General features: G+C 70.0%; 25 protein-coding genes and 1 tRNA gene. 12 read left to right on the forward strand and 14 right to left on the reverse strand.

Features of this window, described 5'->3' with window-relative positions:
- The first annotated feature begins 104 nt into the window (after positions 1-104).
- The 3 genes from V1457_RS26280 to V1457_RS26290 all read left to right on the forward strand — a co-directional run bounded on the left by V1457_RS26280 (position 105) and on the right by V1457_RS26290 (position 2,798).
- Positions 105-800, forward strand: a complete 696-nt coding sequence (locus V1457_RS26280; RefSeq protein WP_200072206.1) for a FadR/GntR family transcriptional regulator — start codon at positions 105-107, stop codon at positions 798-800.
- A 121-nt stretch (positions 801-921) separates the two neighbouring features.
- The gene (locus tag V1457_RS26285) at positions 922-1,809 is read left to right on the forward strand and encodes a transketolase (protein WP_200072205.1); all 888 of its coding nucleotides are present in this window, start codon (positions 922-924) and stop codon (positions 1,807-1,809) included.
- Entirely contained in the window at positions 1,806-2,798 is a 993-nt protein-coding gene (locus V1457_RS26290) for a transketolase C-terminal domain-containing protein (protein WP_338597585.1), read from the forward strand. Before V1457_RS26285 ends, V1457_RS26290 begins: the two co-directional genes overlap by 4 nt.
- Before the next feature lie 55 nt (positions 2,799-2,853).
- Here V1457_RS26290 and V1457_RS26295 read toward each other — a convergent pair whose 3' ends face one another.
- Entirely contained in the window at positions 2,854-4,065 is a 1,212-nt protein-coding gene (locus V1457_RS26295; protein ID WP_200072203.1) for a cytochrome P450, read from the reverse strand.
- Entirely contained in the window at positions 4,062-4,595 is a 534-nt protein-coding gene (locus V1457_RS26300) for a PadR family transcriptional regulator (protein WP_200072202.1), read from the reverse strand. The genes V1457_RS26295 and V1457_RS26300 overlap by 4 nt, the downstream gene beginning before the upstream one ends.
- A 279-nt stretch (positions 4,596-4,874) precedes the next feature.
- Between V1457_RS26300 and V1457_RS26305 the strand changes: the two genes are divergently transcribed.
- From V1457_RS26305 to V1457_RS26315, 3 genes are all read left to right on the forward strand, one after another.
- Positions 4,875-5,315 carry a nitroreductase family deazaflavin-dependent oxidoreductase gene (locus tag V1457_RS26305; RefSeq protein ID WP_295139330.1) on the forward strand — a complete coding sequence of 147 codons (441 nt, stop codon included), beginning with the start codon at positions 4,875-4,877 and terminating at the stop codon, positions 5,313-5,315.
- A 179-nt stretch (positions 5,316-5,494) separates the two neighbouring features.
- Complete coding sequence (locus tag V1457_RS26310; RefSeq protein WP_338597589.1) at positions 5,495-6,430, forward strand: iron-siderophore ABC transporter substrate-binding protein; 936 nt, start codon at positions 5,495-5,497, stop codon at positions 6,428-6,430.
- Between the two features lie 254 nt (positions 6,431-6,684).
- Positions 6,685-7,299 (forward strand): NIPSNAP family protein, encoded by a 615-nt coding sequence (locus tag V1457_RS26315; RefSeq protein WP_200072199.1) that lies wholly within the window; start codon positions 6,685-6,687, stop codon positions 7,297-7,299.
- A 42-nt stretch (positions 7,300-7,341) separates the two neighbouring features.
- Here V1457_RS26315 and V1457_RS26320 read toward each other — a convergent pair whose 3' ends face one another.
- From V1457_RS26320 to V1457_RS30700, 3 genes are all read right to left on the reverse strand, one after another.
- Entirely contained in the window at positions 7,342-8,595 is a 1,254-nt protein-coding gene (locus tag V1457_RS26320) for an MsnO8 family LLM class oxidoreductase (RefSeq protein ID WP_200072198.1), read from the reverse strand.
- 64 nt (positions 8,596-8,659) lie between these two features.
- A tRNA-Cys gene (locus V1457_RS26325) sits at positions 8,660-8,730 on the reverse strand.
- Between the two features lie 42 nt (positions 8,731-8,772).
- Positions 8,773-8,844 (reverse strand): putative leader peptide, encoded by a 72-nt coding sequence (locus V1457_RS30700; RefSeq protein ID WP_367269089.1) that lies wholly within the window; start codon positions 8,842-8,844, stop codon positions 8,773-8,775.
- Positions 8,845-9,173: 329 nt separating this feature from the next.
- On the opposite strand from V1457_RS30700, the gene V1457_RS26330 reads away from it, so the two are divergent.
- The 3 genes from V1457_RS26330 to V1457_RS26340 all read left to right on the forward strand — a co-directional run bounded on the left by V1457_RS26330 (position 9,174) and on the right by V1457_RS26340 (position 11,946).
- Positions 9,174-10,088 carry a pseudouridine synthase gene (locus V1457_RS26330; RefSeq protein WP_200072197.1) on the forward strand — a complete coding sequence of 305 codons (915 nt, stop codon included), beginning with the start codon at positions 9,174-9,176 and terminating at the stop codon, positions 10,086-10,088.
- A gap of 224 nt (positions 10,089-10,312) precedes the next feature.
- Positions 10,313-10,735 (forward strand): hypothetical protein, encoded by a 423-nt coding sequence (locus V1457_RS26335; protein WP_338597593.1) that lies wholly within the window; start codon positions 10,313-10,315, stop codon positions 10,733-10,735.
- Positions 10,736-10,785: 50 nt separating this feature from the next.
- Positions 10,786-11,946 carry a terpene synthase family protein gene (locus tag V1457_RS26340; RefSeq protein WP_338597594.1) on the forward strand — a complete coding sequence of 387 codons (1,161 nt, stop codon included), beginning with the start codon at positions 10,786-10,788 and terminating at the stop codon, positions 11,944-11,946.
- A gap of 71 nt (positions 11,947-12,017) precedes the next feature.
- On the opposite strand, the gene V1457_RS26345 is transcribed toward V1457_RS26340, so the two are convergent.
- The 6 genes from V1457_RS26345 to V1457_RS26370 form a co-directional block, all read right to left on the reverse strand.
- Positions 12,018-12,212, reverse strand: a complete 195-nt coding sequence (locus V1457_RS26345; protein ID WP_338605124.1) for a DUF397 domain-containing protein — start codon at positions 12,210-12,212, stop codon at positions 12,018-12,020.
- Between the two features lie 175 nt (positions 12,213-12,387).
- Complete coding sequence (locus tag V1457_RS26350; protein ID WP_338597596.1) at positions 12,388-13,872, reverse strand: AarF/UbiB family protein; 1,485 nt, start codon at positions 13,870-13,872, stop codon at positions 12,388-12,390.
- The gene (locus V1457_RS26355) at positions 13,872-14,279 is read right to left on the reverse strand and encodes a hypothetical protein (RefSeq protein WP_338597598.1); all 408 of its coding nucleotides are present in this window, start codon (positions 14,277-14,279) and stop codon (positions 13,872-13,874) included. The genes V1457_RS26350 and V1457_RS26355 overlap by 1 nt, the downstream gene beginning before the upstream one ends.
- Positions 14,280-14,342: 63 nt before the next feature.
- On the reverse strand, positions 14,343-15,461 hold the full coding sequence (locus V1457_RS26360) for a polyprenyl synthetase family protein (RefSeq protein WP_200072191.1): 1,119 nt from the start codon (positions 15,459-15,461) through the stop codon (positions 14,343-14,345).
- Positions 15,462-15,855: 394 nt separating this feature from the next.
- Positions 15,856-17,052, reverse strand: coding sequence for a M20 family metallopeptidase (locus tag V1457_RS26365; protein WP_338605126.1), 1,197 nt, complete (start codon positions 17,050-17,052; stop codon positions 15,856-15,858).
- Between the two features lie 31 nt (positions 17,053-17,083).
- Positions 17,084-18,409 carry an MFS transporter gene (locus V1457_RS26370; protein ID WP_338597601.1) on the reverse strand — a complete coding sequence of 442 codons (1,326 nt, stop codon included), beginning with the start codon at positions 18,407-18,409 and terminating at the stop codon, positions 17,084-17,086.
- Positions 18,410-18,652: 243 nt separating this feature from the next.
- Between V1457_RS26370 and V1457_RS26375 the strand changes: the two genes are divergently transcribed.
- Entirely contained in the window at positions 18,653-19,672 is a 1,020-nt protein-coding gene (locus V1457_RS26375) for an Lrp/AsnC family transcriptional regulator (protein WP_338597603.1), read from the forward strand.
- A gap of 72 nt (positions 19,673-19,744) precedes the next feature.
- On the opposite strand, the gene V1457_RS26380 is transcribed toward V1457_RS26375, so the two are convergent.
- Both V1457_RS26380 and V1457_RS26385 read right to left on the reverse strand, forming a co-directional pair.
- Positions 19,745-20,875, reverse strand: coding sequence for an L-talarate/galactarate dehydratase (locus V1457_RS26380; protein WP_200072187.1), 1,131 nt, complete (start codon positions 20,873-20,875; stop codon positions 19,745-19,747).
- A 60-nt stretch (positions 20,876-20,935) separates the two neighbouring features.
- Positions 20,936-22,309, reverse strand: coding sequence for an MFS transporter (locus V1457_RS26385; RefSeq protein ID WP_338597605.1), 1,374 nt, complete (start codon positions 22,307-22,309; stop codon positions 20,936-20,938).
- Between the two features lie 304 nt (positions 22,310-22,613).
- On the opposite strand from V1457_RS26385, the gene V1457_RS26390 reads away from it, so the two are divergent.
- Positions 22,614-23,468, forward strand: coding sequence for an SAM-dependent methyltransferase (locus V1457_RS26390; RefSeq protein ID WP_338597607.1), 855 nt, complete (start codon positions 22,614-22,616; stop codon positions 23,466-23,468).
- Between the two features lie 168 nt (positions 23,469-23,636).
- On the forward strand, positions 23,637-24,494 hold the full coding sequence (locus tag V1457_RS26395; protein ID WP_295146246.1) for an SAM-dependent methyltransferase: 858 nt from the start codon (positions 23,637-23,639) through the stop codon (positions 24,492-24,494).
- A 27-nt stretch (positions 24,495-24,521) separates the two neighbouring features.
- On the opposite strand, the gene V1457_RS26400 is transcribed toward V1457_RS26395, so the two are convergent.
- A complete protein-coding gene (locus V1457_RS26400; RefSeq protein ID WP_338597610.1) occupies positions 24,522-25,214 on the reverse strand; it encodes a TetR/AcrR family transcriptional regulator in 693 nt (230 codons plus the stop codon).
- Positions 25,215-25,225: the final 11 nt, after the last annotated feature.

A 25,225-nucleotide genomic window follows, 5' to 3' on the forward strand; every position in this document is an offset into this window, starting at 1 on the left:
GTCCGGACCGGGAACGAAAAGGTTTAACCAAAGCGTTGACAGGCGCTCAGGCTGGTAACTAGGTTTTCGGCATTGGTCCTACCAAGTCGGCCTGGGAGGTTCCGGTGGGAGTCGATCTCGCGTATCTGGTGCGCAGCCTCGCCGAGCAGGCGAACCAGGAGCCCGGCACCGGCAACCTGCGGCTGCCGACCGAGCGGGAGCTGGTGGACTCGCTGGAGATCAGCCGCGGCTCGCTGCGCGAACAGCTGTCCATGCTGGAGACGATGGGGTTCCTGACCAGGACCCAGGGCCGCGGCTCCTACCTGGGCGTGCCGGACGCGAGCTTCCTGCAGCTGTACTTCGACCTCTCCAGCGAACTCGGCCAGCTCGGCGGTGGCCAGTTCCGCGCCGCCCGGGAAATGCTGGAGATCTCGATGTCCGAGGCCGCCGCCCGGCAGGCCACCGCCGACGACGTCGACACGCTGCGCGGTCTGGTCGACGAAATGGTGCAGGCAAGCGCCGCCGGTGCGGACGACCGGGCGCTGGAGGCGGACCTGGAGTTCCACCGGCACCTGTTCGTCATTGTGGACAACCCGATCTTCACGATGCTGCACGACGGGCTCGGTCACGTGCTGCGCGACGAGGTGGTCGAGCGCAGGCACACCGCGGTCCGCCAGGAAACCCTGAAAGCGGGCCAGACCCGGGCCATCGACACCGTCCACTACGGAATCGTCGACGCGGTTTCGGAACGCGACGGCGAAGGCGCCCGAACGGCCATGCGACGCCATTTCGAGGTGTGGTCCTCGCTGACCGGCCGCTGACAGCGGCGAACTCCCCCGCGCCCGCACGGCGCGCCGCGTCGTGCTGCCCGGATTCGGACCGGTCGCCGATTGCGGCCTCGCTGCAACGAATTCCGACTCCGCTACAAGAGGAAGGAATACCATGACCACAGTGGACCAGCCGCTTACCGCGAGTCCGGAACTCGCGGAACGGGCCGCGCGGGTGCGCGCCGCCGCGTACCGGATGCGCCACCACATCCTCAACATGGGCGAGGCGCAAGGGCAGGGCTACGTCGGCCAAGCGCTCGGCGTCGCCGACATGCTCGCGGTCAGCTACGTCGACCAGCTCCGGCTGCGAGCCGACGATCCACATTGGTCCGAACGCGACCGTTTCTTGCTGTCCACCGGGCATTACGCGATCGCGCTGTACGCCGCGCTGGCCGAGGTGGGAACCGTTCCGGTGGACGAACTGGAGACCTACGGCTCGGACGGCTCGCGGCTGCCGATGTCCGGGATGGCGACCTACACGCCCGGAATGGAGATCTCCGGCGGCTCCCTCGGGCACGGGCTGACCGTGGCCGTCGGGATGGCGCTCGGGCTGCGGCACCAGGACAACCCGGCCCGGGTGTTCAACTTCCTCTCCGACGGGGAGCTGAACGAGGGCTCCACTTGGGAAGCCGCCATGGGTGCCGCGCACCACGAACTCGGCGCGCTGACCGCGATGGTGGACATGAACGCGCTGCAAGCCGACGGGAAGACCGCCGGCGTGCTCGGCATCGAACCCGCCGAGCAGAAGTGGGCCGCCTGCGGCTGGTTCACCCAGCGCGTGGACGGCAACGACGTCGAAGCGCTGCTTGCCGCGTTCGACGCCGCCGCGGAGCAGGCGAGTTCGCGCGGGCGGCCGTCGGTGATCCTCTGCGACACGCGGATCGGACGCGGCGTCCCGTTGCTGGAAACCCGCGAGAAGGCGCACTTCATGCGCATCGACGAGCACGAGTGGCAACAGTGCCGCGAGCAGCTGACCGACGGCGAAGGAGCGACGACACGATGAGCACGCCCACCAAGAAGCGCCTCACCACCTCGGCGATGATCGCGTCGTTCGCCGATGCCGACCAGCGCACCGCTCCGGCGCCGTTCGGCCACGCGCTGGCCGCCGCGGCCGAGCGCGACCAGCGGATCGTCGGGCTCACCGCCGACCTGGGCAAGTACACCGACATGCACGTGTTCGCCGAGGCACACCCCGATCGGTACTTCCAGATGGGCATGGCCGAACAGCTGCTGTTCGGCACGGCCGCCGGGATGGCCGAGGTCGGCCTGGTGCCGTTCGCCTCCACCTACAGCGTGTTCGCGTCCCGGCGCGCCTACGACTTCCTGTGCCTGGACATCGCCGAGCCGAACCTGAACGTGAACATCGTCGGCGGCCTGCCCGGCTTGACCACCGGATACGGGCCGAGCCACCAGGCCACCGAGGACGTCGCGATCTTCCGCGGGATGCCGAATCTGACCATTGTGGACCCGTGCGACTCGGTGGACATCGAGCAGGCGGTGCCGCAGTTGGCCGCATCGCAGGGACCGACGTACCTGCGGCTGCTGCGCGGCAAGGTGCCGACCGTGCTCGACGAGTACGACCACACCTTCCAGCTGGGCAAGGCTTCCGTGCTGCGCGGCGGGAACGACGTCGTATTCGTCTCAAGTGGACTGATGACGATGCGGGCGCTGCAGGCAGCCGAGGACCTGGCCGCGCACAACGTCGACGTCGCGGTCGTGCACAGTCCCACGATCAAACCGTTCGACACCGGGACCGTGCTCGCCGAAGCAGCGGGCGACCGGCTGGTGGTCACGCTGGAGAACCACACCGTGGTCGGCGGGCTGTTCGAGACGCTGGCCGCCGAGCTGGTCAAAGCCGGCCGCGGCACCCGGGTCGCACCGATCTCGCTGCCGGACGAGTTCCTGGACGCGGGCGCACTGCCCACGTTGCACGAACGCTACGGACTCGCCCGCAACACCATCGTCGACCGGGTGCTCACCGAACTCGGCTGACCAGCGAGCGGACCGTTCGTCCGATCGGGACGAGCGGTCCGCCCGCGCAGCGTGCTCACCAGGTGACGGGCAGCCCCTCGACTCCCCCGGTGACGCGGTCGCTGCGCACCACCAGTTCGTCCAGCCCGACGCCGAGGCGCAGCTGCGGGAAGCGCTGGAACAGCGCGGTGAACACCACCCGCAGCTCGGTGCGGGCCAGGCTCGCACCGATGCAGAAGTGCGCGCCGTGCCCGAAGGCCAGGTGCGTGTTGGGCCGCCGCGACGGGTCGAAGTCCTCCGCGTCCGCGAACACCGCCGCGTCCCGGTTCGCCGCGGCCTGCGAGATCACCACCGCGTCACCGGTCTCGATCGTCACACCGCCGATCTCGACGTCCTCGTGCGCGTACCGCAGCAGGCCGAGCCCACCCGGCGCGGACAACCGCAGCATCTCCTCCACGGTCTGCTGCACCAGACCTTCCGGGTCGGCGGCGAACGCATCCCGCCGCGCCGGATCGGTCAGCAGCATCAGCACACCGATGTCGATCTGGTTGACCGTGGTCTCGTGCCCGGCGAACAGCAGCCCGCGGGCCAGTTTCGTCATCTCCGCGTCGTCGAAGTCCGGGTCGTCCCGCTGCGCGGCCACGAGGTCGGAGACCACGTCCTCGCCCGGTTCGGCGCGCTTGGCCTCGGCGAGCCTGCCCATGTAGGCGCGGAACTCCTCCGCAGCGTCCTGCGGGTCGTCACCGGAACTCATCCGGTTCATCCGGTCCGACAGGCCGTGGAAGTACTCGCGGTCGGCGAACGGCACCCCGAGCAGGCCGCAGATCACCCGGACCGGCAGCGGGAACGACAGGTGCTCGTGCAGGTCCACCGGTTCACCCGGTGCCCGGTCGTGCGCCGCCTGCAACGCATCGAGGCGCTCGTCCACGATCTCCCGCACGTGATCGGTCAGCAGCCGCATCCGCTTCGCGGAGAACGCGGGCGTGAGCAGCTTGCGCATCCGGGTGTGCTCGGCGCGTTCGGTGTCGTAGTCGGCGGTGGGCCCGTTGATGATCGCGGCGTTCGAGATCCGCGCGGCCCGCTCCGGCGCCGGGTGCGAGCGGCCGAACCGCGGGTCGGCGAACAGCACCCGAGCCTCGTCGTAGGAGGTCACCAGCCACGCTTGATCACCGGCGGGCGTGCGCACCCGGGAGATCGGCGCCTGCCGCCGCAGCACGTCGTAGAGCGGGGCCAGTTCCAGCACGTTCGGACGGTCGAAAGGTAGCTGCGGCAGGGCGGGCGCGGTCATCCGATCTCCTCTTTTCGCGGTGGACCATCAGGCGCGCCGGTGCGCACCTGGTCGAGCCAGTCGAGTTCGGCGTGGATGCGGCGGCTCGTCTCGCGCAGCGCCTCGTGGCTCCAGCCGCCCGGCTCGGCCTGCGCGCAGAACGCGGCGATCCGCTCGCGGCGGTTCTTCAAGGCGCTGCGGCGCGCGTCGAGCACGCGCAGCCGTTCGTCCGGGGTGAGCCAGTCGAAGAACGCCAGCCGCGACATGAACTCCGGCTCGTCCCGCGCGAGTTCCTCGGGCAGGTCGGCGAGCATGTCGTGCAGCAATTCCCGCCCTACGTCGGTGAGTTCGTAGACGTGCCGGGGCGGGCGGCCCTCTTGCGGCTCCTGGGTGCGCGTGACGGCCCCGGCTTCGGTGAATCGTCGCAGCGCCGGGTACAGCGAGTTGTTGGACAGGGCGTAGCCGGTGCTGTGCTCGACCCTCCTGCGGAGTTCGTATCCGTGGCACGGCTGTTCGGCCAGATTCGCCAGCAGGAGGACGTCTATCCACACATGTGTCACAGTAACCTATGATTCGGTGACCGTCGACCAAGATCGATTCCCGGAAACGTGGCGCGGCCGACGACCCCCGCGAGATCGGCTCCGCATTCGGGCCGACTCGCCGAAGGCGGTGCGTTCCGCGCGGCACCAGTTCCGTCCACAATGGATGCCGAAAGAATTCGGCCCGCCGTCCCGGACCGCGCCGACGTGCCGGGATTGTTCGCAGCCCCGCAGGCGTTGCCGGTTGTGGACCCGCTGCGCGGGCACTACCGATCGGCAGGAGGAAACCGCATGTCCTTCCAAGGCGAATACGCCCCCAGCACGTTCGACTGGGTGGCCGACCAGGTCTCCCGCTACGAGGCCACCGGCGGCGCGGAGGGCCGCACGATCAACGGGTACCCGTGCGTCGTGCTGACCACCGAGGGAGCCAAGAGCGGGGCGGTCCGCAAGTCACCGGTGATCCGGGTGAGCGACGGCGAGCGGTACGCCGCGGTGGCCTCGCTCGGCGGCTCCCCGAAGAACCCGAACTGGTACCACAACCTGCGCGCGAACCCGCTGGTCCGGCTGCAGGACGGCGCCGACGTGCGGGAGTACCGCGCGCACCTGGCCGAAGGCGACGAGCGCGCCCGCTGGTGGGATCGGGCCGTGGAGACGTTCCCGCAGTACGCCGAGTACCAGACCAAGACCGAGCGGGTCATCCCGGTGTTCGTGCTGGAACCGGTGCAGGGCTGAGGATTCCCGGCCGGAGATCGCGTGGCCGATGGCGGCGGCTCCTCGCTGCGGGATTGCGGCCGAGCGACCGGCACGAGCCCGCTCGGCCGGAATCCGGCGCTCCCGCCCGAGCCGCGAGCAAGGGTAGCCTTACTCGCGTGATCGCTGCGGGACGTGCTCAGCCCTCCGGAACGAAACGCGTGGCGGCGGTGTTGCTGCTGCTGGTCCTGCTCGGCGGGTGCGCGGGGACCGCTCCGCCGCCCGCCGAGCCGCGGACTCCGGTGGCGCATCGGCTAGGCACGGCGTTCGTGCCGCGACATCCGGCGCGAGTGGTCGCGCTCGGTCCTGCCGACGTGGACACGGCGCTGGCGCTGGGCGTGCGACCAGTAGGGGTGGGACTGCCGTTGTCGGCGGAATTGCCGCCGTGGCAGCGGCGTCCCGACTGGCACCCCACGACGCTGCGGCCGACCTCCGAGGGATATTCGGCCGAAGCCGTCGCCGCTTTGCACCCGGACCTGATCCTGGCGGGCAGCGACTACTACATCGACCGCGAATACCCGGCGCTGTCGGCGATCGCGCCGACCACGGCATTCGAAACCGCGCCGGACGAGGAACCTTGGCAGGCCACCACGCGGCAGGTCGGCGCAGCGTTGGGCGAATCCGTCCGAGCGGACGAGCTGGTGTCCGATGTGGAGCGTCGAATCCGGGATGCTTCGGCGGCGCACCCGCAGTTGGCAGGCGCGGAGTTCGCGATCACGCTCGCGCACAGCCCGGGCGGGCTCGGCGTGATCCGCACACCGCGCGACGTCACAGCCCGCACGCTCGCAGAATTCGGAATGCGGTTCGCCTCGGCCGCACAACATCTTCCGGGCAAAGGATTCTCCGCTCAGCTGAGCGCGGAAAGCCTGCACCGAGTGGACACCGACGTGCTGCTGACTTCCTACCCGGATCCGGCCCTGCGCCCGCAGCTGGAGAGTTCCCCGGTTTTCCGGAATCTGAACGTGGTGCGGCGCGGCGGTTACCTGCCGGTGCTCGCGGATTCCTGGCTGGCGTTGCGCGAACCGGGTGTGCTGGCGATTCCGCACCTGATCGACAACGTCGTGCCGGATCTGTCCGCGGCGGCGCAACACCGCTAGCCGAAACCGAGGGAAAACCCTTGTCCGATGAGGACGGACATCGGCGGCACAGCGGCTCGGCGGCTCGGGCGAATTCGCGCGAAACCGGCACCACCACGGCATTTCCGCGGCTGACGCGGCCGAACGCAAAATTTGAGATCGTCTCAGGTTCGACTGAACGGGACCTGTCCACAACGGATCATTGACGCGCTCAGTACGCTACCGCGGCGCGCCGCCGCGCGAACACCTCGCGGCCAGTCCGAGGAAGGAACCGGATGCAGCTCCACGAACTCACCACGCTGTCGATGAAGCCGGGGGCGATTTCCGACGCCCTCACCGCGCTGGAAATCTACACCAGCGACGGCACCCGAGGACGGCTGCTGGGCTGCTGGGAGACCGAGCACGGCGCGGACGGCGGCGACCTGTTGCTGCTGCGGGAATTCGATGATGCCCAGCAGATCGCCCAAGAACGGCAGCGGGTGCTGACCACCGGCGACCCGTTCGGCATCGGGGCGCACCTGGAACGGTTCCACATCGAGACGTTCGCACCGTTCCCGTACCTGCCGCCGATCCAGACCGGACACTTCGGCGGGGTCTACGAGTTCCACACCTACCACCTCAGAATCGGCGGGCTGACGCCCACGATGTCGGGATGGCACGACGCACTACCGCGAAGAACCCGGATGTATCCGCTGACGACGGCGATGTTCGCGCTGGACGGGGCACCCCGCATCACCCACGTCTGGCCGTACCCGGACCTCAAGGCGCGCCAGGAGATCCGGGGCGACGCGCTCGCGCGCGGGATCTGGCCGCCGCGGCACGAGCCGGAGAACATCACCAGCGCGACATCCACGATCGCCTACCCGACGGCGATCTCGCCGTTGTGCTGACAGCCGCGGCACCTGCCCGCGGCCCGGCGAGTCCGCGGCCGATCAGCGCTGCGCCCAGGCTTCGGCGAGCAGCTCGAAAGACCGCAGCCGATCCCGGTGCCCGTGGGTGATCGTGGTGATCAGCAGCTCGTCCGCGCCGGTGACGCGGCGCAGCACGTCCAGCCGTTCCACGACGGTTTCCGGGGAGCCGACGATGCGGGTCTGCAACCGGTCGGCGACCCCTTCCAGCTGGCCCTCGGTCCAGCCACGGCCCGCCGAATCCGCAGGCGTCGAGTACGGCGGAGCGCCCTCGCCGTAGCGGATCTCGTGCACCCACTCCGCGAAGGGTTCGGCGAGGTGGCGCGCGGTCGCATCGTCCTCGGCGACCAGCACGTCCGCCGAGACGATCAGGTACGGCTCGGCCAGCTGGGCCGAAGGCCGGAAGGATTCCCGGTACGAGGCGGCGGTTTCCAGTACCGCGCCCGGTACCGTGTGATAGTTCGCGACGAACGGCAGCCCGTGCTCACCCGCCGTCCGCGAGCTCTGGCCCGCGCTGGCACCCAGGATCCACACCTGCAACGACGCGCCTTCCGCGGACACCGCCCGCGCGGGCAACCCGTCGCCGTCGAGGAACGTGCCATCCAGCCACGCGAGGACTTCGCGGACTTGTTCGCCGTAGTCGTCGTCGCCGCCGTTCGCGCCGAGCAGCCGGGAGTGCGCGGCCAGCCGCTCGGCCGCCGCCCGCGAACCCGGGCGCAGCGCCGCGCGCGGCACCGGCAAACCGTCCACCACTCGGGATTCCAGCGGTCGCGGCGCCCCTTGTCGTGCGGTGGCCAGCTCGGCGGCCTTGGCCAGCCCGGAACGCCCGAGGCCGAGGTCGACGCGATCCGGGTGCAGGTGCGCGAGGGTGCCGAAGTCCTCGGCGACGCGCAGCGGCGTGTGCAGGCCGAGCAGCACGGCACCGGAGCCGACCCGGATCCGGCCGGTGGCGCCGAGCACGGAGCCGATCAGCACCGCGGGAGATGACGATGCCACCCCGGGCGCCAGGTGGTGTTCTGCCAGCCAGAAGCGTCGATATCCGAGGCGGTCGACGTGCCGCGCGAGGTCGACGGTGTCGTGCAGCGCCTCGGCAGCGGTGCTCCCGGCGGACACCGGTGCGAGGTCCAGGACCGAAAGCGGCGTCAACGCTGCCTCCTCCACAGGAGTTTCGATGTGGTCCACCGAGCCGCGCGCCCGGCGATTGCGGGACTGCGGCCGGAAAGCCCGCTGCTGCTCGGCTTCGGGCCGCGGCAGGTGCGCTCGACCTGGAACGCGCATCGGGCGTCCGTCGAGGATCAACCGATTCCTGTCCGGAATGGACGGACGTGCGGGCTGGTTTTTGAGGCGGAGACGGGATTCGAACCCGCGTGAAGGGCTTTGCAGGCCCTTACCTAGCCGCTCGGTCACTCCGCCACGGAAGTCCACAAAGGACGACGGGCGCGGCCGCGTTCCGGCTCAGCGAGCACAGATCGCGCTTGCGTGCCGCCGCAGATCGACGTGCAAGCGAGCGACCAGGCCAGAACTCATGCCGAGGATTCTTGCGCCACCGGTGCCGGGCGTCAATCGCCGCCCGAGCCGTCCCACAGCGTGGGCGCGAGTTGCGCCGAACGGGCGCTGTCCGCGAAGTGGTCGATCACGCAACGAGCCGCTGGGCCCGCTATCACCTGCGCAGATGCGTCTGCGAGGAGCCCTTGGCGCCGGTCTTGGATCCCAAGTTCGACGCTGGGTGTTTGCCCTTTTCAAGCGGCGTCAGCCGCTTCCGCCACGTACGCAACCCGAGCACCGGCGCATGAGGTTCCGCTACCCGGGCACCTACCCAAAACGAGTTCAAAGACGGGCTCATAAGCTGGGCAGCGATGCGACGCAAACCCCGTTCCCCGTTCCCGCAGCGGGACGGCTTGGACGCCGTGCGGCTGCGCACGCCGGACGGCGGGACGTGGCCGACCATGCGGGACCACCTCGTCGACCGGCTGCCCATCGCCGCAGCCGAGGTCGATCGGATGCTGCGCGAGCAGCGGGTCGCCGGTCCGGGCGGGCTCGTCGATGCCGAAACCCCGTTCGCGCCGCGCACTTCGCTGTGGATGCAGCGCGAAACCGCGCCGGAACCGCCCGTTCCGCACTCCGTCGAGGTGCTGCACCGGGACGCGGACATCCTCGTCGCGGACAAGCCGCATTTCCTGGCGACGACCCCGCGCGGCGGGCACATCACCGAGACCGCGCTGGTGCGGTTGCGCCGCGAGCTGGAGCTGCCGGAGCTGAGCCCGGCGCACCGGCTGGACCGGATGACGGCCGGGCTGGTGCTGTTCACCGTCCGGCCCGATGCGCGGCGCGAGTACCAGGGCTTGTTCCAGGACCGGGCGGTGCGCAAGGAATACCTCGCCGTGGCCCGGCACGATCCACAGCTGGTGCTGCCGCGCACGGTGCGCAGCAGGATCGTCAAAGAACGCGGTGTGCTGCAGGCGCAAGAGGTTCCTGGCCCGCCGAACAGCGAAACCCGCGTGGAGCTCATCGAGCACCGCGACGGCCTGGGCCGCTACCGGCTGCTGCCCACGACAGGACGCACCCACCAGCTGCGGGTGCACCTGGCCGCGCTGGGTGTGCCGATCGCGGGCGACGACCTCTACCCGCAGGTCCGGGACCGCGCCGACGACGACTTCACCGACCCGTTGCAGTTGCTCGCGTCCGTGCTCGAATTCCGCGATCCGCGCACCGGCCTGCTGCGGCGCTTCGAGACCCGGCGCACGCTGGAGTCCTGGCCGGCACCGCGCTGAAACCGCAATTTTCCGCGCCACCGGAACACCCCGAGCTCGATCGGGAACAATTCGGCACCAGCGCACCAAAGTGTCAAGGGCGTAAACCGCTCAGCGCAGTGCCGACGCCGCCGCGCGAGCCTTAGAATCGATTCCGTTCCCGGGACATTTCCGCTACCAGCACACTCCGCCGTTTCCGAAAACCCGGCGGGAGCGCCGGAACGAGCAGAGGAAGTGAGGCGAGCATGGCGTCCATCACCCGGATCGAAGCGAACATCGCCACCGCCGACGCAGCGAACGCGGACACCAGAAGCGATGTCTACCTCGGCATCGCCGGACGCGAATTCGGGCTCAGCACCGGCCGGGACGACTTCCGGCGCGGCGAGACCGACCGGTTCGTGCTCGGCGAAGGAGCCAACGTCACCGACGCCCAGTACAAAGACCCCAGACGTCCGCAACTGGAAACCGAGGACCTGGAGCGGTTTCCCACCTACATCCGAATGCACCCGGCCGGCGAGTACCCCGGCTGGCTGGTCGAACGGGTTTGGGTGGTGGTCAACCCGGAATACCGTCCGCAGGAATTCGACAACTCGCGGCTGGAAGGCACCGGACAGCAGATCTGGCTGCACCAGCCCTACGGGCTCGTCCTGTACCTGACCCGGACGTGAGCCCGCCCGGAGCGCCGGCCCCACCCGGCGCTCCGGCTCTGCTTTCCCAGGTGAACCGCCGCAACGACGATCTCGGGGTGAACATGGACGTGCGGACGAGCAGCGCGGCACCGGCGGAGCCCGACGCCGGGCCGACCGAGCAGCACATCGAAATCCCGCCCTTCTTCTGCCCGATCGAACCCGTGATGCACCCGGACAAGGACGCGGTGCACCGCCGTTCCGGGCAGTGGGCGCAGCGGCTCGGCCTGGTGCGCAACGCGGGCGAACTGGAGCGCTGGTACGCCTCCACCTCGGCCGATTTCTACGGCGGAATGGTGCCGAACGCGGTGACCGAGCACTACCAGATCGCCGCGAACTGGGTGTATTGGGGATTCTCCTTCGACGACGCGCATTGCGACGAAGGCGGCAATTGCACGGACCCGACCCGGTTCATCCCGGTGGCCGCGCGACTGCTGCGCATCCTGGACACCGGTGATGAATCGCTGTGCCGCGGGGATCCGCACCTGCTCGGGCTCTGCGATCTGGCGCATTCCTACCGGCGGCTGGCGACTCCGGCCCAGACCGAACGGTGGATCAACGCGCACCGCAGGTGGTTGTTCGGAGTCGTGCAGCAGAACGCGCAACGCGCCGCGGGTGGACCGAAGACCCTCGACGACTTCTTCGTCGTCCGCCTGCACGACTGCGGCGGCCCGCCGACCCAATCCATGTTCGAATTCGCGAACGCGGCCGAAATTCCCGGTTCCGAACTGCACGCCGCGCCGGTGCGGGCGCTGACCGAACTGTTCTGGATGGTGGCCGCGCTGGACAACGACCGGGTCTCCCGGCACAAGGAAATGCTCGGCCAGCAGGACGGGCACAACCTCACCGACGCGGTGCGCACCGTCACCGGCACCGATGTGCAGGAAGCCGAGGCGACCGCGATCGCCTACCGGGACCGGCTGATGCTGCTGTTCCTGCGGTTGCGCGAGCAGGTCCGCCGCGGCGCCTCCGAGCCGTTGCGGATCTACCTGGACAGCCTCGCCCACGGCATCCGCGCCAACATCGACTGGAGCCTGCGGACTCCCCGGTACACCGTGCTCTACGCCGCGGACGGGATCACTCCGGCCGTACGGCTGCGGTTGAATGGGTCCGTTGTGGACTCTCCTGCGGTGCGCCGCGCGGAGCCGCTGCCCTTCCCGTCGATCGCCTGGTGGTGGACGCAACTCGACTAGTCGGCCGCGTTGCGGGGTCGCCTCATGCGTGATCCCCGGCGGTCGCGTTCCGCCGGGGATCATCGCTAGGTTCAGCCGTCGAAGCGCCCGTCTTTGACGGCTTCGACGAACGCGGTCCACTGGCCGCTCGTCGTGGTGAAGTACCCGGCGGCGCGGTCTTTGGTGTCACGCACCGCGGCGCCGTCAGCAGCACGGCCTACCTCGACGCAAGCGGTCTGCTGTGATGACCGGCTGGATTTCCGCCATCCCGTCACCTGTCGCGTCAGGTGCTCTCCTCCAACATCGCTGCCCGCCCCCGGAACCTTTCGCCCCGAGTGAACGGACCGTTTGACCAATCTAGTGGGACCAAAGTTCCGTTCACTCCAAACGCACCCGCCGGAACGTTCCGAGTGAACGGACTGTTCGTCCAATCTAGTGGGACCAGCGGGCCGTTCACTCCGATCACCGGTTGCGGCGCGCCCACAGCGCGGCGAGCGCCGCGCCCGCCAAGCCGTCGCGCAGCCTCGTGGAACGCGGGGTCCGCGCGGGCGCGTTCTGGTTGACGTGGAAGGTGAATTCCCGATCGGACAGGTCGCCGGTGACGCTGCGCGCCTGCTCCGTGAGCGTGTCCGCGACAAGCATCAGCTCCACCAGCGTGCGCGCGGCGTTGCCCGCTGACAGTGCATCCTTGGCAAGTTCGGCCAGCATCCGCGCCAATTGCTGCTGGAACACGTCCGTGATGGACAGTTCCGGGGCGAGGAAGCGCACCGAGCCTTCCATGTTGGCGAACGACTTGCCCAGCACCGAGATCACCGGGTTGGTCTTGATGCCGCGCTTGGTGGACTGCTGCAGCACGCTGGTCAGCGTCACGCCGAAGTTCAGCTCGGACAGCGAGGCCGCCGCGATCTGCGGCGTCAGCGCGGCCATGTCCGCGGCGAACGCGGGTACGTCCGCCCAGGCGGTGGCGTGGCCGAGTTCGGTCCACGCCTTGGCCAGCCCGTGCCCGTCGTTGCGCGCCAGGTGCAACAGCACCAGCATGATCGTCATGCTGGTGCGGCGGTCGACCCGGCCGACCATGCCCCAGTCGATCAGCGTGGCCCGGCCTTCGCCGTCGACGAAGATGTTGCCCGGGTGCGGGTCGGCGTGGAACATGCGGTTCACGAAGAAACCCCGGAACTGCAACGCCAGCAGGTCCGTGCCGATCGCTTTGCGCAGCGCCGCGGGAAGTTCCTCGGGCGCGATCTCACGCACCGACCGGCCCGGCGCCAGCGTCTGCACCAGCACGTGCCGGGTCGCCTGCACCACCCTCGGCACGTCCAGCGTCGGGAAGTCGCGGACGGCTTTGCGGGCTTCGCGCATGTTCGCGGCCTCGGCGGTGAAGTCCAGTTCCGGGCGCATCGCGTCGAACAGCACGCCCAGCATCGCGTCGATGTCGACGACCGCGTTGAACCGCGGCGCTCCCTTGCCGACGATGCGCGCCGCTTTCCGCAGCAGCGCCATGTCCTCCAGCACGGTCGCGGCCACATCCGGGCGCTGGATCTTGACCACGCCGGGCGAGCCGTCGCGCAACGTGACCCGGTAGACCTGCGCCAGCGAGGCGGTGCCGACGGGTTCGAGGATGTCGAAGTCGCGGAACTGCTCCTTCCACTCGCTGCCCAGGTCGGCGGCCAGCACCGGCTCGAAATCCGAGAACGGCAGCGGGTGCACGTGGTCGTGCAGGTTCTCCAGCTCGGCGATCATCGTCCGGGAGACGATGTCCGGGCGGGTGGAGAGCATCTGCCCGAGCTTGATGTAGAACGGGCCGAGCTCCTCCAGCGCCCGCCGGACCTCGCGGGCGCGCTCGTGCGGGGCCGCGTCGCCGGTTCCGCGGTGCACGGTCCGGGTGAGCTCGGTGCGGCACAGCGCACCGAGCACCCCGGCGACTCGCCGCAGCCGGTCCAGGCCCATCAGGTCCGGTGCTCGGGCGCGGCCGGGCCCGGTGCCTGCTGCAGCGAAGCCCGCAACGAGTCGACCGAGTCGTTGAGCTGCCTTATCTGGTCCGGCAGCCCGTCCTCCGGGCTGCGCCGCGGCTCGGCCACGGCCGGGTGCGAGCGGCCGGCCTCGACCACTCGGGGACTGCCGCGGCGCTGGCCGCGGCGGCGGTAGTCGCCGCGCCGATTCCCGGTGCGCCGATCACCCCTGCGCCAATCATCCACGGGCCGATCGTCCCAGTCCCACGGATCGCAGTCCCACGGGTCGTCCCAGTAATCCCCGTCCCAATCGTCGCAGCGCCGATCCAGGAGTTCGTCGAACGCTTTTTTCGCATCGTCGGCGATGTTTCCGACGAGGTCGCGAAAAGTGTCGATGGTGCCCATTTGCGGTTCTCCTCCTTGCATTCGTTTTCGATTGCGTGGTGGCACTCGCGCAACGGGCGGCGTTCAGCGCTGCCGCCGGGTGGCCTGCCCGGCGAGTTCCGCGAGGCTTTCCCGCACCGGCCGGCGCACCGGCATTCGCCCGAGCACACCCAGCGCTTCGGCCGTGCGCTGCTCGATCAGCTCGCGAACCGCCCGGTGCGCCCCGGTTTCGTCGATGATGCCGCGCAGTTGCGCCGCCCCTTCCTCGTCGAGCCCGGGCGCACCGTGCAGCCGCCGGATCGTGCGGCGCTGCTGCTCGGTGGCGCGCCGCCACGTGAGTCCGATGAGCACCGTCGGCTTTCCCGCGCGCAAGTCGTCCAGCCTGGATTTCCCGGTCACGGCCGGGTCGCCGAACACTCCGAGCAGGTCGTCGCGCAGCTGGAACGCCGTGCCGAGCAGGAAGCCGAACTCCGCGCAGCGGGCCAGCAGCTCGCGGTCCGCACCGGCGAGCGCGGCGCCGATCTGCATCGGCCGGGCCACGGTGTAGGCCGCGGTCTTGTGCCGGATCACCCGCCACGCCTGGTCCAGCGGGTCCAGCGCGCCCTCGCCCGCCAGGTCCAGGTACTGCCCCGCGATGAGTTCGGTGCGCATGGCCTGCACGAACGGCCGCACGTCCGCCCACCGCTGCTGCGGGATCCCCGCGCTGTGCAACAGCTCGTCGGACCACACCAGGCACGCGTCGCCGAGCAGGATCGCCACGTTGACGCCGAACCCGGCATCGACCGGAGCCGGTGCCGCGCCGGAAGCTCCCGGTGCACCACGCTGCTCCGGCACCTGCGCCCCGAACCGGCGGTGCACGGTCGGTTTGCCGCGCCGCTGGTCGGAACCGTCCATCACGTCGTCGTGGATCAACGCGAAGGAGTGGAACAGCTCCAGCGCCGCTGCCACGCCGAGCACCACCTCGCTGCGCGGATCCCCGCCCGCTGCGGCGAATCCGGCGCAGCAGAACAGCGGGCGCAGCCGTTTGCCGCCCGCCTGGAAGTCCCGGACGACCTCGATCAGCGGCGGCAGGCCGGGATCGGGGGCGCGTGCCGAGCAGGAGCCCATGAACCGCTCCAGCACGGTGTCCACGTCCCGGCGCAGGAGCTCCAGCGGGACCATCGGGGGTTGTTCGGAGGTTTCCGCCAGGTCGGGTCGAGCCATCGCTGCCGCCTCTCGGACGAACCGCCGCCTCAACGGCGCGCGCCTGCGCTGTTTCCGGACGATGCGGCGCCCGAACAATGCGGCGTCCGGACAATGCTCTGGAATCGACTGCGAAATGCGCCGCACTTCGGACCGTAACAGCGGCCGGGACACCGGGGAATGGCGCGGAGAAACCCGATGCGGTGCTACACCCGGACGAGTCGCACCGGGAATCCGAAAAGAGCAGCGCCCGATAATTAGCGCGGGCGTCCGCAATTCTTCGCCGGGTCGTTCGCGGCGGAGCGCACCCCCGCCCGCCCCTCCGGGAGTGACCGCTGCCTGCGGGCCTGACATCCGGCTTCGATCAACCGTGCGAGCGACCCGAGCCTCCGGGACGGCGCGCACGTCGACCGGCCTACTCGTGCAGCATCAGCCGCCGCACGGCCAGTTCGGCGTAGAGCGCGGCGCCTTCGGCGAGCACCGAGTCGTCGTAGACCGCCAGCGGGCTGTGGTTGTAGGGCGCCGTGCGGGGGTCGGCCTCCGGCGGCACCGCGCTGAGCCCCACGAAGCCGCCCGGCACGTGCTGGAGCACCCGCGAGAAGTCCTCCGAACCGCCGAGGGGGTTGGCCAGTTCCTCGTAGCGGGTGTCGCCGAACAGCTCGGCGATCGTGGCGGCGACGAACCCGGTTTCCGCGGCGTCGGTGACCGTGACCGGATAGCCCTCGGCCAACTCGACGTCCACGGTCACGCCGTGCGCGGCTGCGATGCCGTGCAGCAACTCCTCGGTCAGCGCGCGGACCCGCGCCCGGGCGTCCGCGGAGAACGACCGCACCGTGGCGCCGAACTCGGCGGTGTCCGGGATGACGTTGTGCGCGGTGCCCGCGCGCACCGTGCCGACCGTGACCACCACCGGGTCGAAGATGTCGAACCGCCGCCCCACCATCGTCTGCAGCCCGGTGATCATCTCCGCCATCGCGGGAACCGGGTCGTGCGCCCGGTGCGGTGCGGAACCGTGCCCGCCGGCGCCTCGAACCACCACTTTCAGCTCGTCCGATGCGGACAGCGCCGCGCCGGGCCTGCTGACGAACTTCCCGTGCGGAGCGGCGGAGGAGAACACGTGCATGGCGTAGGCGGTGTCGGCCCGGCGACCGGCGGCGTCGAGCACTCCTTCGTCGATCATCGTCCCGGCGCCGTCGTAGCCCTCCTCGCCCGGCTGGAACATCAGCACCACGTCTCCGGCGAGCCGGTCGCGGTGCTGCGAGAGCAGCCGGGCCGCGCCGGTGAGCATTGCAGTGTGCAGGTCGTGCCCGCAGGCGTGCATCGCGCCGTTCGTCGAGGCGTAGTCGAGCCCGGTGCGCTCGTGGACGGGCAAGGCGTCCATGTCGGCGCGCAGCAAGACCGTGCGCTGTGACTGCGCTGAGCCGCGCAGCACCGCGGTGACCGACGTGCATTGCCCGCCCGTGCGCACTTCCAGGCCGAGCCCGTCGAGTTCGGCGAGCACGCTGTCCTGCGTGCGCGGCAGTTGCAGGCCGACTTCCGGTTCGCGGTGCAGGCGGCGGCGCAGCCGCACCAGCTCGCCGGACATCTCGCGCGCATCCTCCACTATGGACACCATGGCCCCTTTCCCCTTGAGAATCCCGAAATCACACCGCGGCGCCGTCGCGATCCGACGCCGGATCGCTGCTTTGCGCGGACTCCGGCAGCAGCAGCGCGGCCACCAGCGACAGCACCGCAGCCCCCACCAGGTAGTAGGCGGGTGCCAGCCGGCCGCTCGCGGCCAGCGCGCTCAGGATCAGCGGCGTGAAGCCGCCGAACACCGACACGGAGACGCTGTAGGCGACCGAGAGCCCGCTGTAGCGCACGCTGGTCGGGAAGCTCTCGGCCAGCGCCGTGGCCAAGCACCCGGTCATCGGCGCGAGCACCACGGCCAGCACGAGGTAACCGAGCGCGGCCGAGCCGAACGTGCCGTGCAGGAACAGCAGGTACGTGGGCACCGCGCACACCACCAGCACGGCCAGCGAACCGACGAGCATCGGCCTGCGCCGCCCGATGCGGTCCGCGTACAGCGCCCACAGCGGGATCAGCACCAGCTGCGCGCAGGTACCGATCATCATCGCGGCGAACATCTGCCCGCGCGCGAGACCGACCTGCTCGACCAGGAACGCCGGGAAGAACGCTTGCACCATGTAGAAGAACGTCGTGCCGGTGATCATCAAGCCGATCACCTTCAGCACGTTCGGCCAGTGGTCGCGCAGCACCGTCGGCAGCGGCGCGCCCCGTTCGCCGCCCTGCTCGGCCTTGAACTGAGGTGTCTCGTCCAGGCGCAGCCGCAGGTAGAAGCCGATGACGCCGAGCGGCAACGTGAGCAGGAACGGAATCCGCCAGCCCCACGCGTTGAGGGCCTGCTCGCTGAGCACCGCGCTCAGCGAAGCACCGACCGCGGAACCGGCGAGCCCGGCCAGCATCTGGGTGAAGAACTGCCAGCTGCCGAAGAAGTTCCTCCGGTGCTCGGGCGCGTACTCGACCATGTAGGCCGTCGCGCCGCCGAACTCGCCACCGGCGGAGAACCCCTGCGCCACCCGCGCCACGATCAGCAGGATCGGCGCGAGCACACCGATGGCGTCGGCGTTCGGCAGCACGCCGATCACGAAGGTGGCCGCCGACATCCCGATCAGCGACACGGCGAGCGTGCCGCGCCTGCCGAGCCGGTCACCGAAGTGCCCGAACACCAGCGCGCCGAGCGGGCGCAGCACGAACGAGATGCCGAACGCGGCGAACGTGGGGATCAGCGAGGTCGTCCCGTCCGGGACGGGGAAGAAGTTCACCGCGATGGCGGCGGCGAAGAACCCGTAGAGGGTGAACTCGAACCATTCGACGAAGTTGCCGATCGACGCCGCCAGCACGGCTTTGCGGCGCACGGCCGGTGGCGCCGGTGCGGCGCCGTTCGGTGGGTGGTTCGGCTCGGTCACTTCGGCACCTGCTTTCACTTCAGCCGGGGACCTCGCGGTCCGGCACCCGGCTGCGGGCGTCCATCGCGGCGGCAGCTCCGGGCTCGACGAGCCCCGGCTCGCACTGGGCACCACCGGGCACCGGACCCCGCGGAGTGATCGGCGACACGGCGTGCTGAGGTGACAGGCAGTGTGCTGCTGCGGGAACAACGGTCGAACAGATCGAAGGATTCGTGCACGGCGAAGCGCTGCTGGAGGTGATTCGTGCATCCGCTGCTGGACGAGCAGGACCTGTCACTGCTGCACGCCCTGCAGGTCGCACCTCGGGTGAGCTGGGCGGATGCCGCGCGCGTGCTCGGTTCGACGGCGACGACGCTGGCCGCGCGCTGGGAACGGCTGCGCTCCAGCGGAACGGCGTGGGTCACCGCGCACGCGGGCGGGAAGCTGAGCACGGTCACGCTCGCGTTCGTCGAGCTCGACGTCGCCCCGCAGCGGCGGAGCGAGGTCATCGGCGCGTTGTGCCGCGACCCGCGGGCGGCCACGATCGACGAGACCGCCAGCGGCCGGGACCTGATCATCACCGTGCTGACTCCGGACCACGACTCGCTGACGCGGTTCGCGCTCGACGAGCTGCCGCGGATCCCGGGCGTGCAGCGGGTCGACACGCACCTGGCGACGAAGGTGCACGCGGAGGGCAGCCGCTGGCGGCTCGACGCGCTCGACCCGGCACAGCGATCCGAGCTGCAGGCCGCCGCACCGCGGACCGACGGGTTCACCTCGCTCCCGGAGCACTACTGGCCGCTGGTCGAGGCGCTGATCCACGATGGACGGCGCAGCGCCGCCGACATCGCGCGCGTCCTCGACCGCAATCCGGCCACGGTGCGGCGGCAGGTCGGCAGGTTGCTGGCCTCGGAGCAGCTGTCCTTCCGCTGCGACGTGGCGCAGGTCCGTTCGCAGTGGCCGATGTCGTGCATCTTCCTGGCCGAGCTGCCCGCCGCGGAACTGGACCGCACGGTGCGCTCGTTGCGCACCCTCGCCGAACTGCGGCTGTGCGTGTCCACAGTGGGCAAGGCGAACCTGCTTTTCCAGCTGTGGGCGCGTTCGCCCGCCGATCTGCGGCGGCTGGAGCTGCTGCTGGCCGAGAAGCTGCCGCGGCTGTCGATCAACGAGCGGGTGCTGGTGCTGCGGGTGGCCAAGCGGATGGGCTGGCTGCTGGACGAATCCGGGCGCTGCACCGGGGAAGTCGTGGTGCCCAGCGTGACTCCCCGGTGGCTGCCCGGGTGACTTCGGCCGGTCGGAAGACTGCTGTTGCCCGAATGACCGTTGCCCGCCCGGATCGCTGCGGCTGCCGGGTGATCAGCCGGTGACCTCGTGCTCGGCGACGGTCCAGGCGCGGGCCTGATCGCTGAGCGTCACGCCGAGTCCGGGACGCGCGGACAGGTGCATCCGCCCGTCGGAGATCTCCAAGTGCTCGTTGAACAACGGGTCCAGCCACTCGAAGTGCTCCACCCACGGTTCGTGCGGATACGCCGCGGCGAGGTGCACGTGGATCTCCATCGCGAAGTGCGGCGCGAGTTGCAGGTGCTGCTGCTCGGCCAGCGCCATGACCTTCAGGAATCGCGAGATCCCGCCGATGCGGGGAGCGTCCGGCTGCACCACGTCGGCGCCGCCGAGCCGGATGAGCTCCGCGTGCTCGGCGGTGCTCGCCAGCATCTCGCCGGTCGCGATCGGAGTGTCGAATGTGGACGCCAGCGCGTGGTGGCCCGCGGAGTCGTAGGCGTCCAGCGGTTCCTCGATCCACACCAGTTCCAGCGGTTCGAGTGCCCGGCACATCCGGCGCGCCGCGGTCCGGTCCCACTGCTGGTTCGCGTCGACCATCAGCGGGACGGAATCGCCGAGCTTCTCCCGGACCGCGCTGACCCTGGCCAGGTCCGCGGCGCCGTCCGGGTGCCCGACTTTCAGCTTGATCCCGCCGATGCCGTCGCGCACCGAGCTCGCGGCGCGTTCCACGACTTCTTCGATCGGCGCGTGCAGAAATCCACCCGATGTGTTGTAGCAGCGCACCGAATCCCTGTGCGCCCCAAGGAGTTTGCCCAGCGGCAAGTCCGCGCGCTTGGCCTTGAGGTCCCACAGCGCGACGTCGAAGGCGGCGATCGCCTGGATCGCCAGTCCGCTGCGCCCGACCGAGGCGCCCGCCCAGACGAGCTTGTCCCAGATCTTGCCGATGTCGCTGGGATCCTCGTCCAGCAGCACCGGTGCGATCTCGCGCGCGTGCGCGAACTGGCCGGGTCCGCCCGCGCGCTTGGAGTAGCTGAAGCCGATGCCTTCCGCGCCGTCGTCGGTGCTGATCTCGGCGAACAGCATCGCGACCTCGGTCATCGGCCGTTGCCTGCCGGTGAGCACCTTGGCGTCGGAGATCGCGGTCGGCAGCGGCAGTGTGATCGACGAGATCTTCACCCGGCTGATCCGGTCGAAACCCGTGCTCATGGTCGCTCCATTCGTGACGTGTGCGGCGCTTCAGCGAACGGATCCTCCACAGAGGACTACTCAGTCCGCGTCGAACTGGATTCGTTTGATCGGGCCCATCACCGCGAAACCGACCAGTGCGAGCAGTCCGTGCGCGGCCACGAACCACAACGCGGTGTGGAAGGAACCGGTGACCTGCACGGTGTAGCCGATGACGATCGGCGTGACGATCCCCGCGGCGTTGCCGAACGCGTTCATGGTCGAGCCGACGAAACTCGCGGCCTCCGGCGGCGCGATGTCGGTGGTGATCGCCCAGCCGAGCGCGCCGAGCCCCTTGCCGAAGAACGCCAGCGTCATCAGCGCGATGATCAGCGCGCTGCTGTCGGTGAGATTGCACAGCCCGATGCTGGTGGCCAGCACCATCCCGAGCACAGAAGGGATTTTGCGCGCGGCGGTCACCGAAAGCCCGCGACGCAGCAACGCGTCCGAGAAGAAGCCGCCGAGCAGCCCGCCGCCGAACCCGCACAGCGCCGGGAGCGCCGCGACGAAACCGACTTCGAGAAGCGACAATCCGCGGCCCTGCACCAAGTAAACCGGGAACCAGGTGATGAAGAAGTACGTCAGCGCGTTGATCGCGTACTGCGTGATGTAGACGCCCCACAGCCCGCGGAAGGTGAAGATCTTCCCGAGGCTGCGCCAGTTCAGCGCCTCCCGCGATGCGCCGCGCGCACCCGCCTCATCAAGGTCGACGAGCCCGCCGCCGTCGCGGATCGTTCCCAGCTCCTTCGCGCTCACGCGCGGATGGTTCCGCGGCGAATCCATCCACCGGAACCACAGCACGGCCAGCACCAGCCCCAGCGCACCGAGCATCACGAACACCCAGCGCCAGCCGAACTGGTGCGTAAGCCACCCCATGACCGGCGCGAACGCTGCGGTGGCGAAGTACTGCGCGGAGTTGAACACCGCCGTGGCCCTGCCCCGCTCCGCGGTCGGGAACCAGGTCGTCGCCACCCGCGCGTTGGCGGGAAATGCCGGGGATTCGAAGGCGCCCAGCAGCAGCCGGAGCACGAAGATGGTCGTCACGGCCACCAGCACCGGTGTCGTGATCAGCCCGACGAGGCTCACCGCGAGCGTGACCAACGTCCACAGCACGAGGCTCAGGCCGTAGATCCGGCGCGCGCCGAACCGGTCGAGCAGCACGCCGCCGGGCAGTTGCGCGATCACGTAGGCCCAGCTGAACGCCGAGAAGATGTAGCCCAGCTGCACGGTGCTGAAGCCCAGATCGGCCTGCACGCTGCTGCCGGTGATCGACAGGCTGCTGCGATCCGCGTAATTCACCGTGGTGATCACGAAGATCAGCGCGAGCACCAGCATCCGGGTCGGCACCCTGGGCCCGGCCGGACTTCCCGCGCCTGCCCCATTTTTCGCGCTGACCCTCGGTTCGGTATCAGACATCGTCGTCCTTCCCGGTGCGAAACCGGCGGCGCCGCCTCGCCCGCCTACCGTCCGGCGGGATCGAAGACTAGGACGAGCCCGGATGCGGATCTAACACCGTTTTCGCATGTTCCGATGCGGCGAGGGCATTGCTCGCGGTCAGCTCGACCCGCACCGGAACGGCTGCCGGGTGGGAGCTCCCCACGCAGAACAGCCACCCAGCGTAGCCGATTACCTCCAAAGTGGGACGGTGTGGTACACCTTGATCGACACGGCAAGTACTTCTTCAGCCACACCCGGTGCCACCGGGCGGTGAGGAGCCCTGTTGGTCCGGCAGCGCAGCAGCGACACGCAGCAGCCCAACGTCGCCCGCGTCTACGACTACTTCCTGGGCGGGGCGGCGAACTACGCGGTGGACCGCGAGTTCGGCAAGCGCGCGCTGCAGCGGTTCCCGTTCGTCGAATCGGTCGCGAAGGCGAATCGGCTGTTCCTGCACCGGACGGTGCGCTACCTGCTGTCCCAAGGCGTCCGGCAGTTCATCGACATCGGCTCGGGCGTGCCGACGATGGGTGCGACGCACCAGGTCGCCGCCGAGGCCGGTGGCGCACGCGTCGTCTACGTCGACAACGAGGACGTCGCGGTGGCGCAGTCGAAGCTGGAGCTGGAGCGCGACGGCGACCCGCGGCGGCACACCGTGGTGCGCGCCGACCTCCGCGAACCGGACGAGCTGTGGCAGGCCGTGGCCACCTCCGGAATCGTGACGCTGCGCGAACCGGTCGCGGTGCTGCTGCTGGTAGTGCTGCACGTCAAGCAGCTCGACGACGCCGGCCGCGATGTCGGCCCGGCCTCGGTCGCGCGGTTGCGCGAGCTGATCTCGCCCGGTTCCTACCTCGCGCTCTCGCACGGCACCGACGATCAGGTTCCCGACGGGCGCGCCACCAAGATGGCCGAGTTCGCGGCGATGTACGACCACACCGCGACCCCGGTGATCTGGCGCTCGCAAGCCGAGATCGAGGCGCTGTTCGGGAACTTCGAGATGGTCGAGCCGGGCATGACCTGGACCCCGCTGTGGCGCCCGGAGTACGGCGACTCCAGCGAGCCGGACCTCGGGTTCAGCGATCCTTCGGAGTCCATCGGCTGGGCGGGCGTCGCCCGCAAGCCACGGCCACAGGTGTTCTGAGTCCGGGACCCGGCGAGCCGGATGGACCGCCGGGCACCGCGGATTCCGGCCCCGCCGCGAGCACGATCCGCCAGTAGGCGGTCACCTGCCCTCCGGCCACGTGTGGTAACCATTGGCCTTCGCGTTCTTCGGTCGTGATCGGCGTGCTCGTTCGGTGAGGAGATCCCCGTGGTCCGGCAACGCAAGATCGATACGCACCAGCCCAACGTCGCGCGCGTCTACGACTTCTACCTGGGCGGGCAGGCCAATTACGCGGTGGACCGCGAATTCGGCAGGCGCGCGCTGGAACGCTTCCCGTTCGTCGAATCCGTGGCGAAGGCCAACCGGCTGTTCCTGCACCGCGTGGTGCGCTACCTGCTGTCCCAAGGAATTCGGCAGTTCATCGACGTCGGCGCGGGCGTGCCCACGATGGGCGCCACCCACCAGATCGCCGCGGACGCCGGTGTCGAGGCCCGGGTGGTCTACGTGGACAACGAGGAGGTGGCCGTCGCGCACTCCGAACTGGAGCTGGAGCGCAACGGTGACCCGCGGCGGCACGGCGTGCTCCGCGCCGACCTGTGCGAACCCGACGAGCTGTGGCAAGCCGTGGCGGGCACCGGAATCCTGAAGCTGCGCGAGCCCGTCGCGCTGCTGATGATCGCGGTGCTGCACGTGCAACAGCTCGACGATCAAGGCCAGGACATCGGCCCCGCCTGCGTCGAGCGGTTCCGCGAACTGCTCTCCCCCGGCTCCTACCTGGCGTTGTCGCACGGCACCGCGGACGACGTGCCGGACGGGCTGGCAACGGAAATGGCCGAGTGCGCGGCGATGTACGACCACACCGCCACTCCGGTGCTGTGGCGCTCGCACCGCGAGATCGAGGCGCTCTTCGGCGACTTCGAGGTCGCCGAGCCGGGAGCCACCTGGACCCCGCTGTGGCGCCCGGAGCACGGCGACGGGCAGACCGCGATCAGCTTCGACGACCCGTCGGAGTCCCTGGTCTGGGCGGGCGTCGCCCGGAAGCCGCGCCGCGCCGAACGGTCCTGAGCCGAAGTCCCGCTCCGGCCGGGACGCTCACGGCAGCCGGTAGGTGTCGGCGAGCAGCCCGAGTTCGGCGTCCAGCAGCTCGCCCGGATCGTGCCCCATGCCGGCGAATTGGCCGTTGACTTCGAGCCCGACGATGCCGTGCAGGCGGGACAGCGCGGTGACCGCACCGGCCAGCGCGGCTCCGGCCGCTGCGGGTTCGACGTGCGCACCGGTCCAGGCCGCCACGGCGGGATCTCGCTCGTTCCACCGTTGCAGCTGGTCGACGAGCGGCTGCTGATCGGGGCGCGCGGCGGCGAACACCCGCACCACCGGTTCCAGCGCCGCGCGCGCGTTGGCCACGGTGTCCGGCGGCGCTGCGTAGCCCGGCAGCGGTGACCCGAAGATCAGCAGGTAGCGGTGCGGTTGTTCGCGCGCCCACGCCCGGTACGCGCGTCCGAGCCGCAACAACCGGGCGCGCGGCGGCGAATCCGGCTCGGCAGGGGCGGACACGGCCGCGGCCAAGTCGTCGTAGGCGTCCCGGACCAGCGCGCTGATCAGCTCGTCCCGCCCGGCGTAGTACCGGTAGAGCGCGGGCCCGGACAGGCCGAGTTCCTTGGCTATCCGGGTCAGCGCGATCGCGCCGATCCCGCCTTCGGACAGCTGCCGCAGGGCGATCGCCTTGATCTCGCCCCTGGTCTGCTCGCGGAACCGGTCCCGCGGTGTCGTCGCGCCCTCGGCCACAGATGTTCCTC

The organism is Saccharopolyspora sp. SCSIO 74807 (assembly GCF_037023755.1).
GTDB lineage: Bacteria > Actinomycetota > Actinomycetes > Mycobacteriales > Pseudonocardiaceae > Saccharopolyspora_C > Saccharopolyspora_C galaxeae.

Excerpts from the sequence above, each read along its gene's own strand:
- V1457_RS26285 (WP_200072205.1), top strand. The coding sequence starts at position 922 with ATGACCACAGTGGACCAGCCGCTTACCGCGAGTCCGGAACTCGCGGAA.
- V1457_RS26290 (WP_338597585.1), top strand. The coding sequence starts at position 1,806 with ATGAGCACGCCCACCAAGAAGCGCCTCACCACCTCGGCGATGATCGCG.
- V1457_RS26295 (WP_200072203.1), bottom strand. The coding sequence starts at position 4,065 with ATGACCGCGCCCGCCCTGCCGCAGCTACCTTTCGACCGTCCGAACGTG.
- V1457_RS26305 (WP_295139330.1), top strand. The coding sequence starts at position 4,875 with ATGTCCTTCCAAGGCGAATACGCCCCCAGCACGTTCGACTGGGTGGCC.
- V1457_RS26315 (WP_200072199.1), top strand. The coding sequence starts at position 6,685 with ATGCAGCTCCACGAACTCACCACGCTGTCGATGAAGCCGGGGGCGATT.
- V1457_RS26320 (WP_200072198.1), bottom strand. The coding sequence starts at position 8,595 with ATGCGCGTTCCAGGTCGAGCGCACCTGCCGCGGCCCGAAGCCGAGCAG.
- V1457_RS26330 (WP_200072197.1), top strand. The coding sequence starts at position 9,174 with ATGCGACGCAAACCCCGTTCCCCGTTCCCGCAGCGGGACGGCTTGGAC.
- V1457_RS26335 (WP_338597593.1), top strand. The coding sequence starts at position 10,313 with ATGGCGTCCATCACCCGGATCGAAGCGAACATCGCCACCGCCGACGCA.
- V1457_RS26350 (WP_338597596.1), bottom strand. The coding sequence starts at position 13,872 with ATGGGCCTGGACCGGCTGCGGCGAGTCGCCGGGGTGCTCGGTGCGCTG.
- V1457_RS26355 (WP_338597598.1), bottom strand. The coding sequence starts at position 14,279 with ATGGGCACCATCGACACTTTTCGCGACCTCGTCGGAAACATCGCCGAC.
- V1457_RS26360 (WP_200072191.1), bottom strand. The coding sequence starts at position 15,461 with ATGGCTCGACCCGACCTGGCGGAAACCTCCGAACAACCCCCGATGGTC.
- V1457_RS26380 (WP_200072187.1), bottom strand. The coding sequence starts at position 20,875 with ATGAGCACGGGTTTCGACCGGATCAGCCGGGTGAAGATCTCGTCGATC.
- V1457_RS26385 (WP_338597605.1), bottom strand. The coding sequence starts at position 22,309 with ATGTCTGATACCGAACCGAGGGTCAGCGCGAAAAATGGGGCAGGCGCG.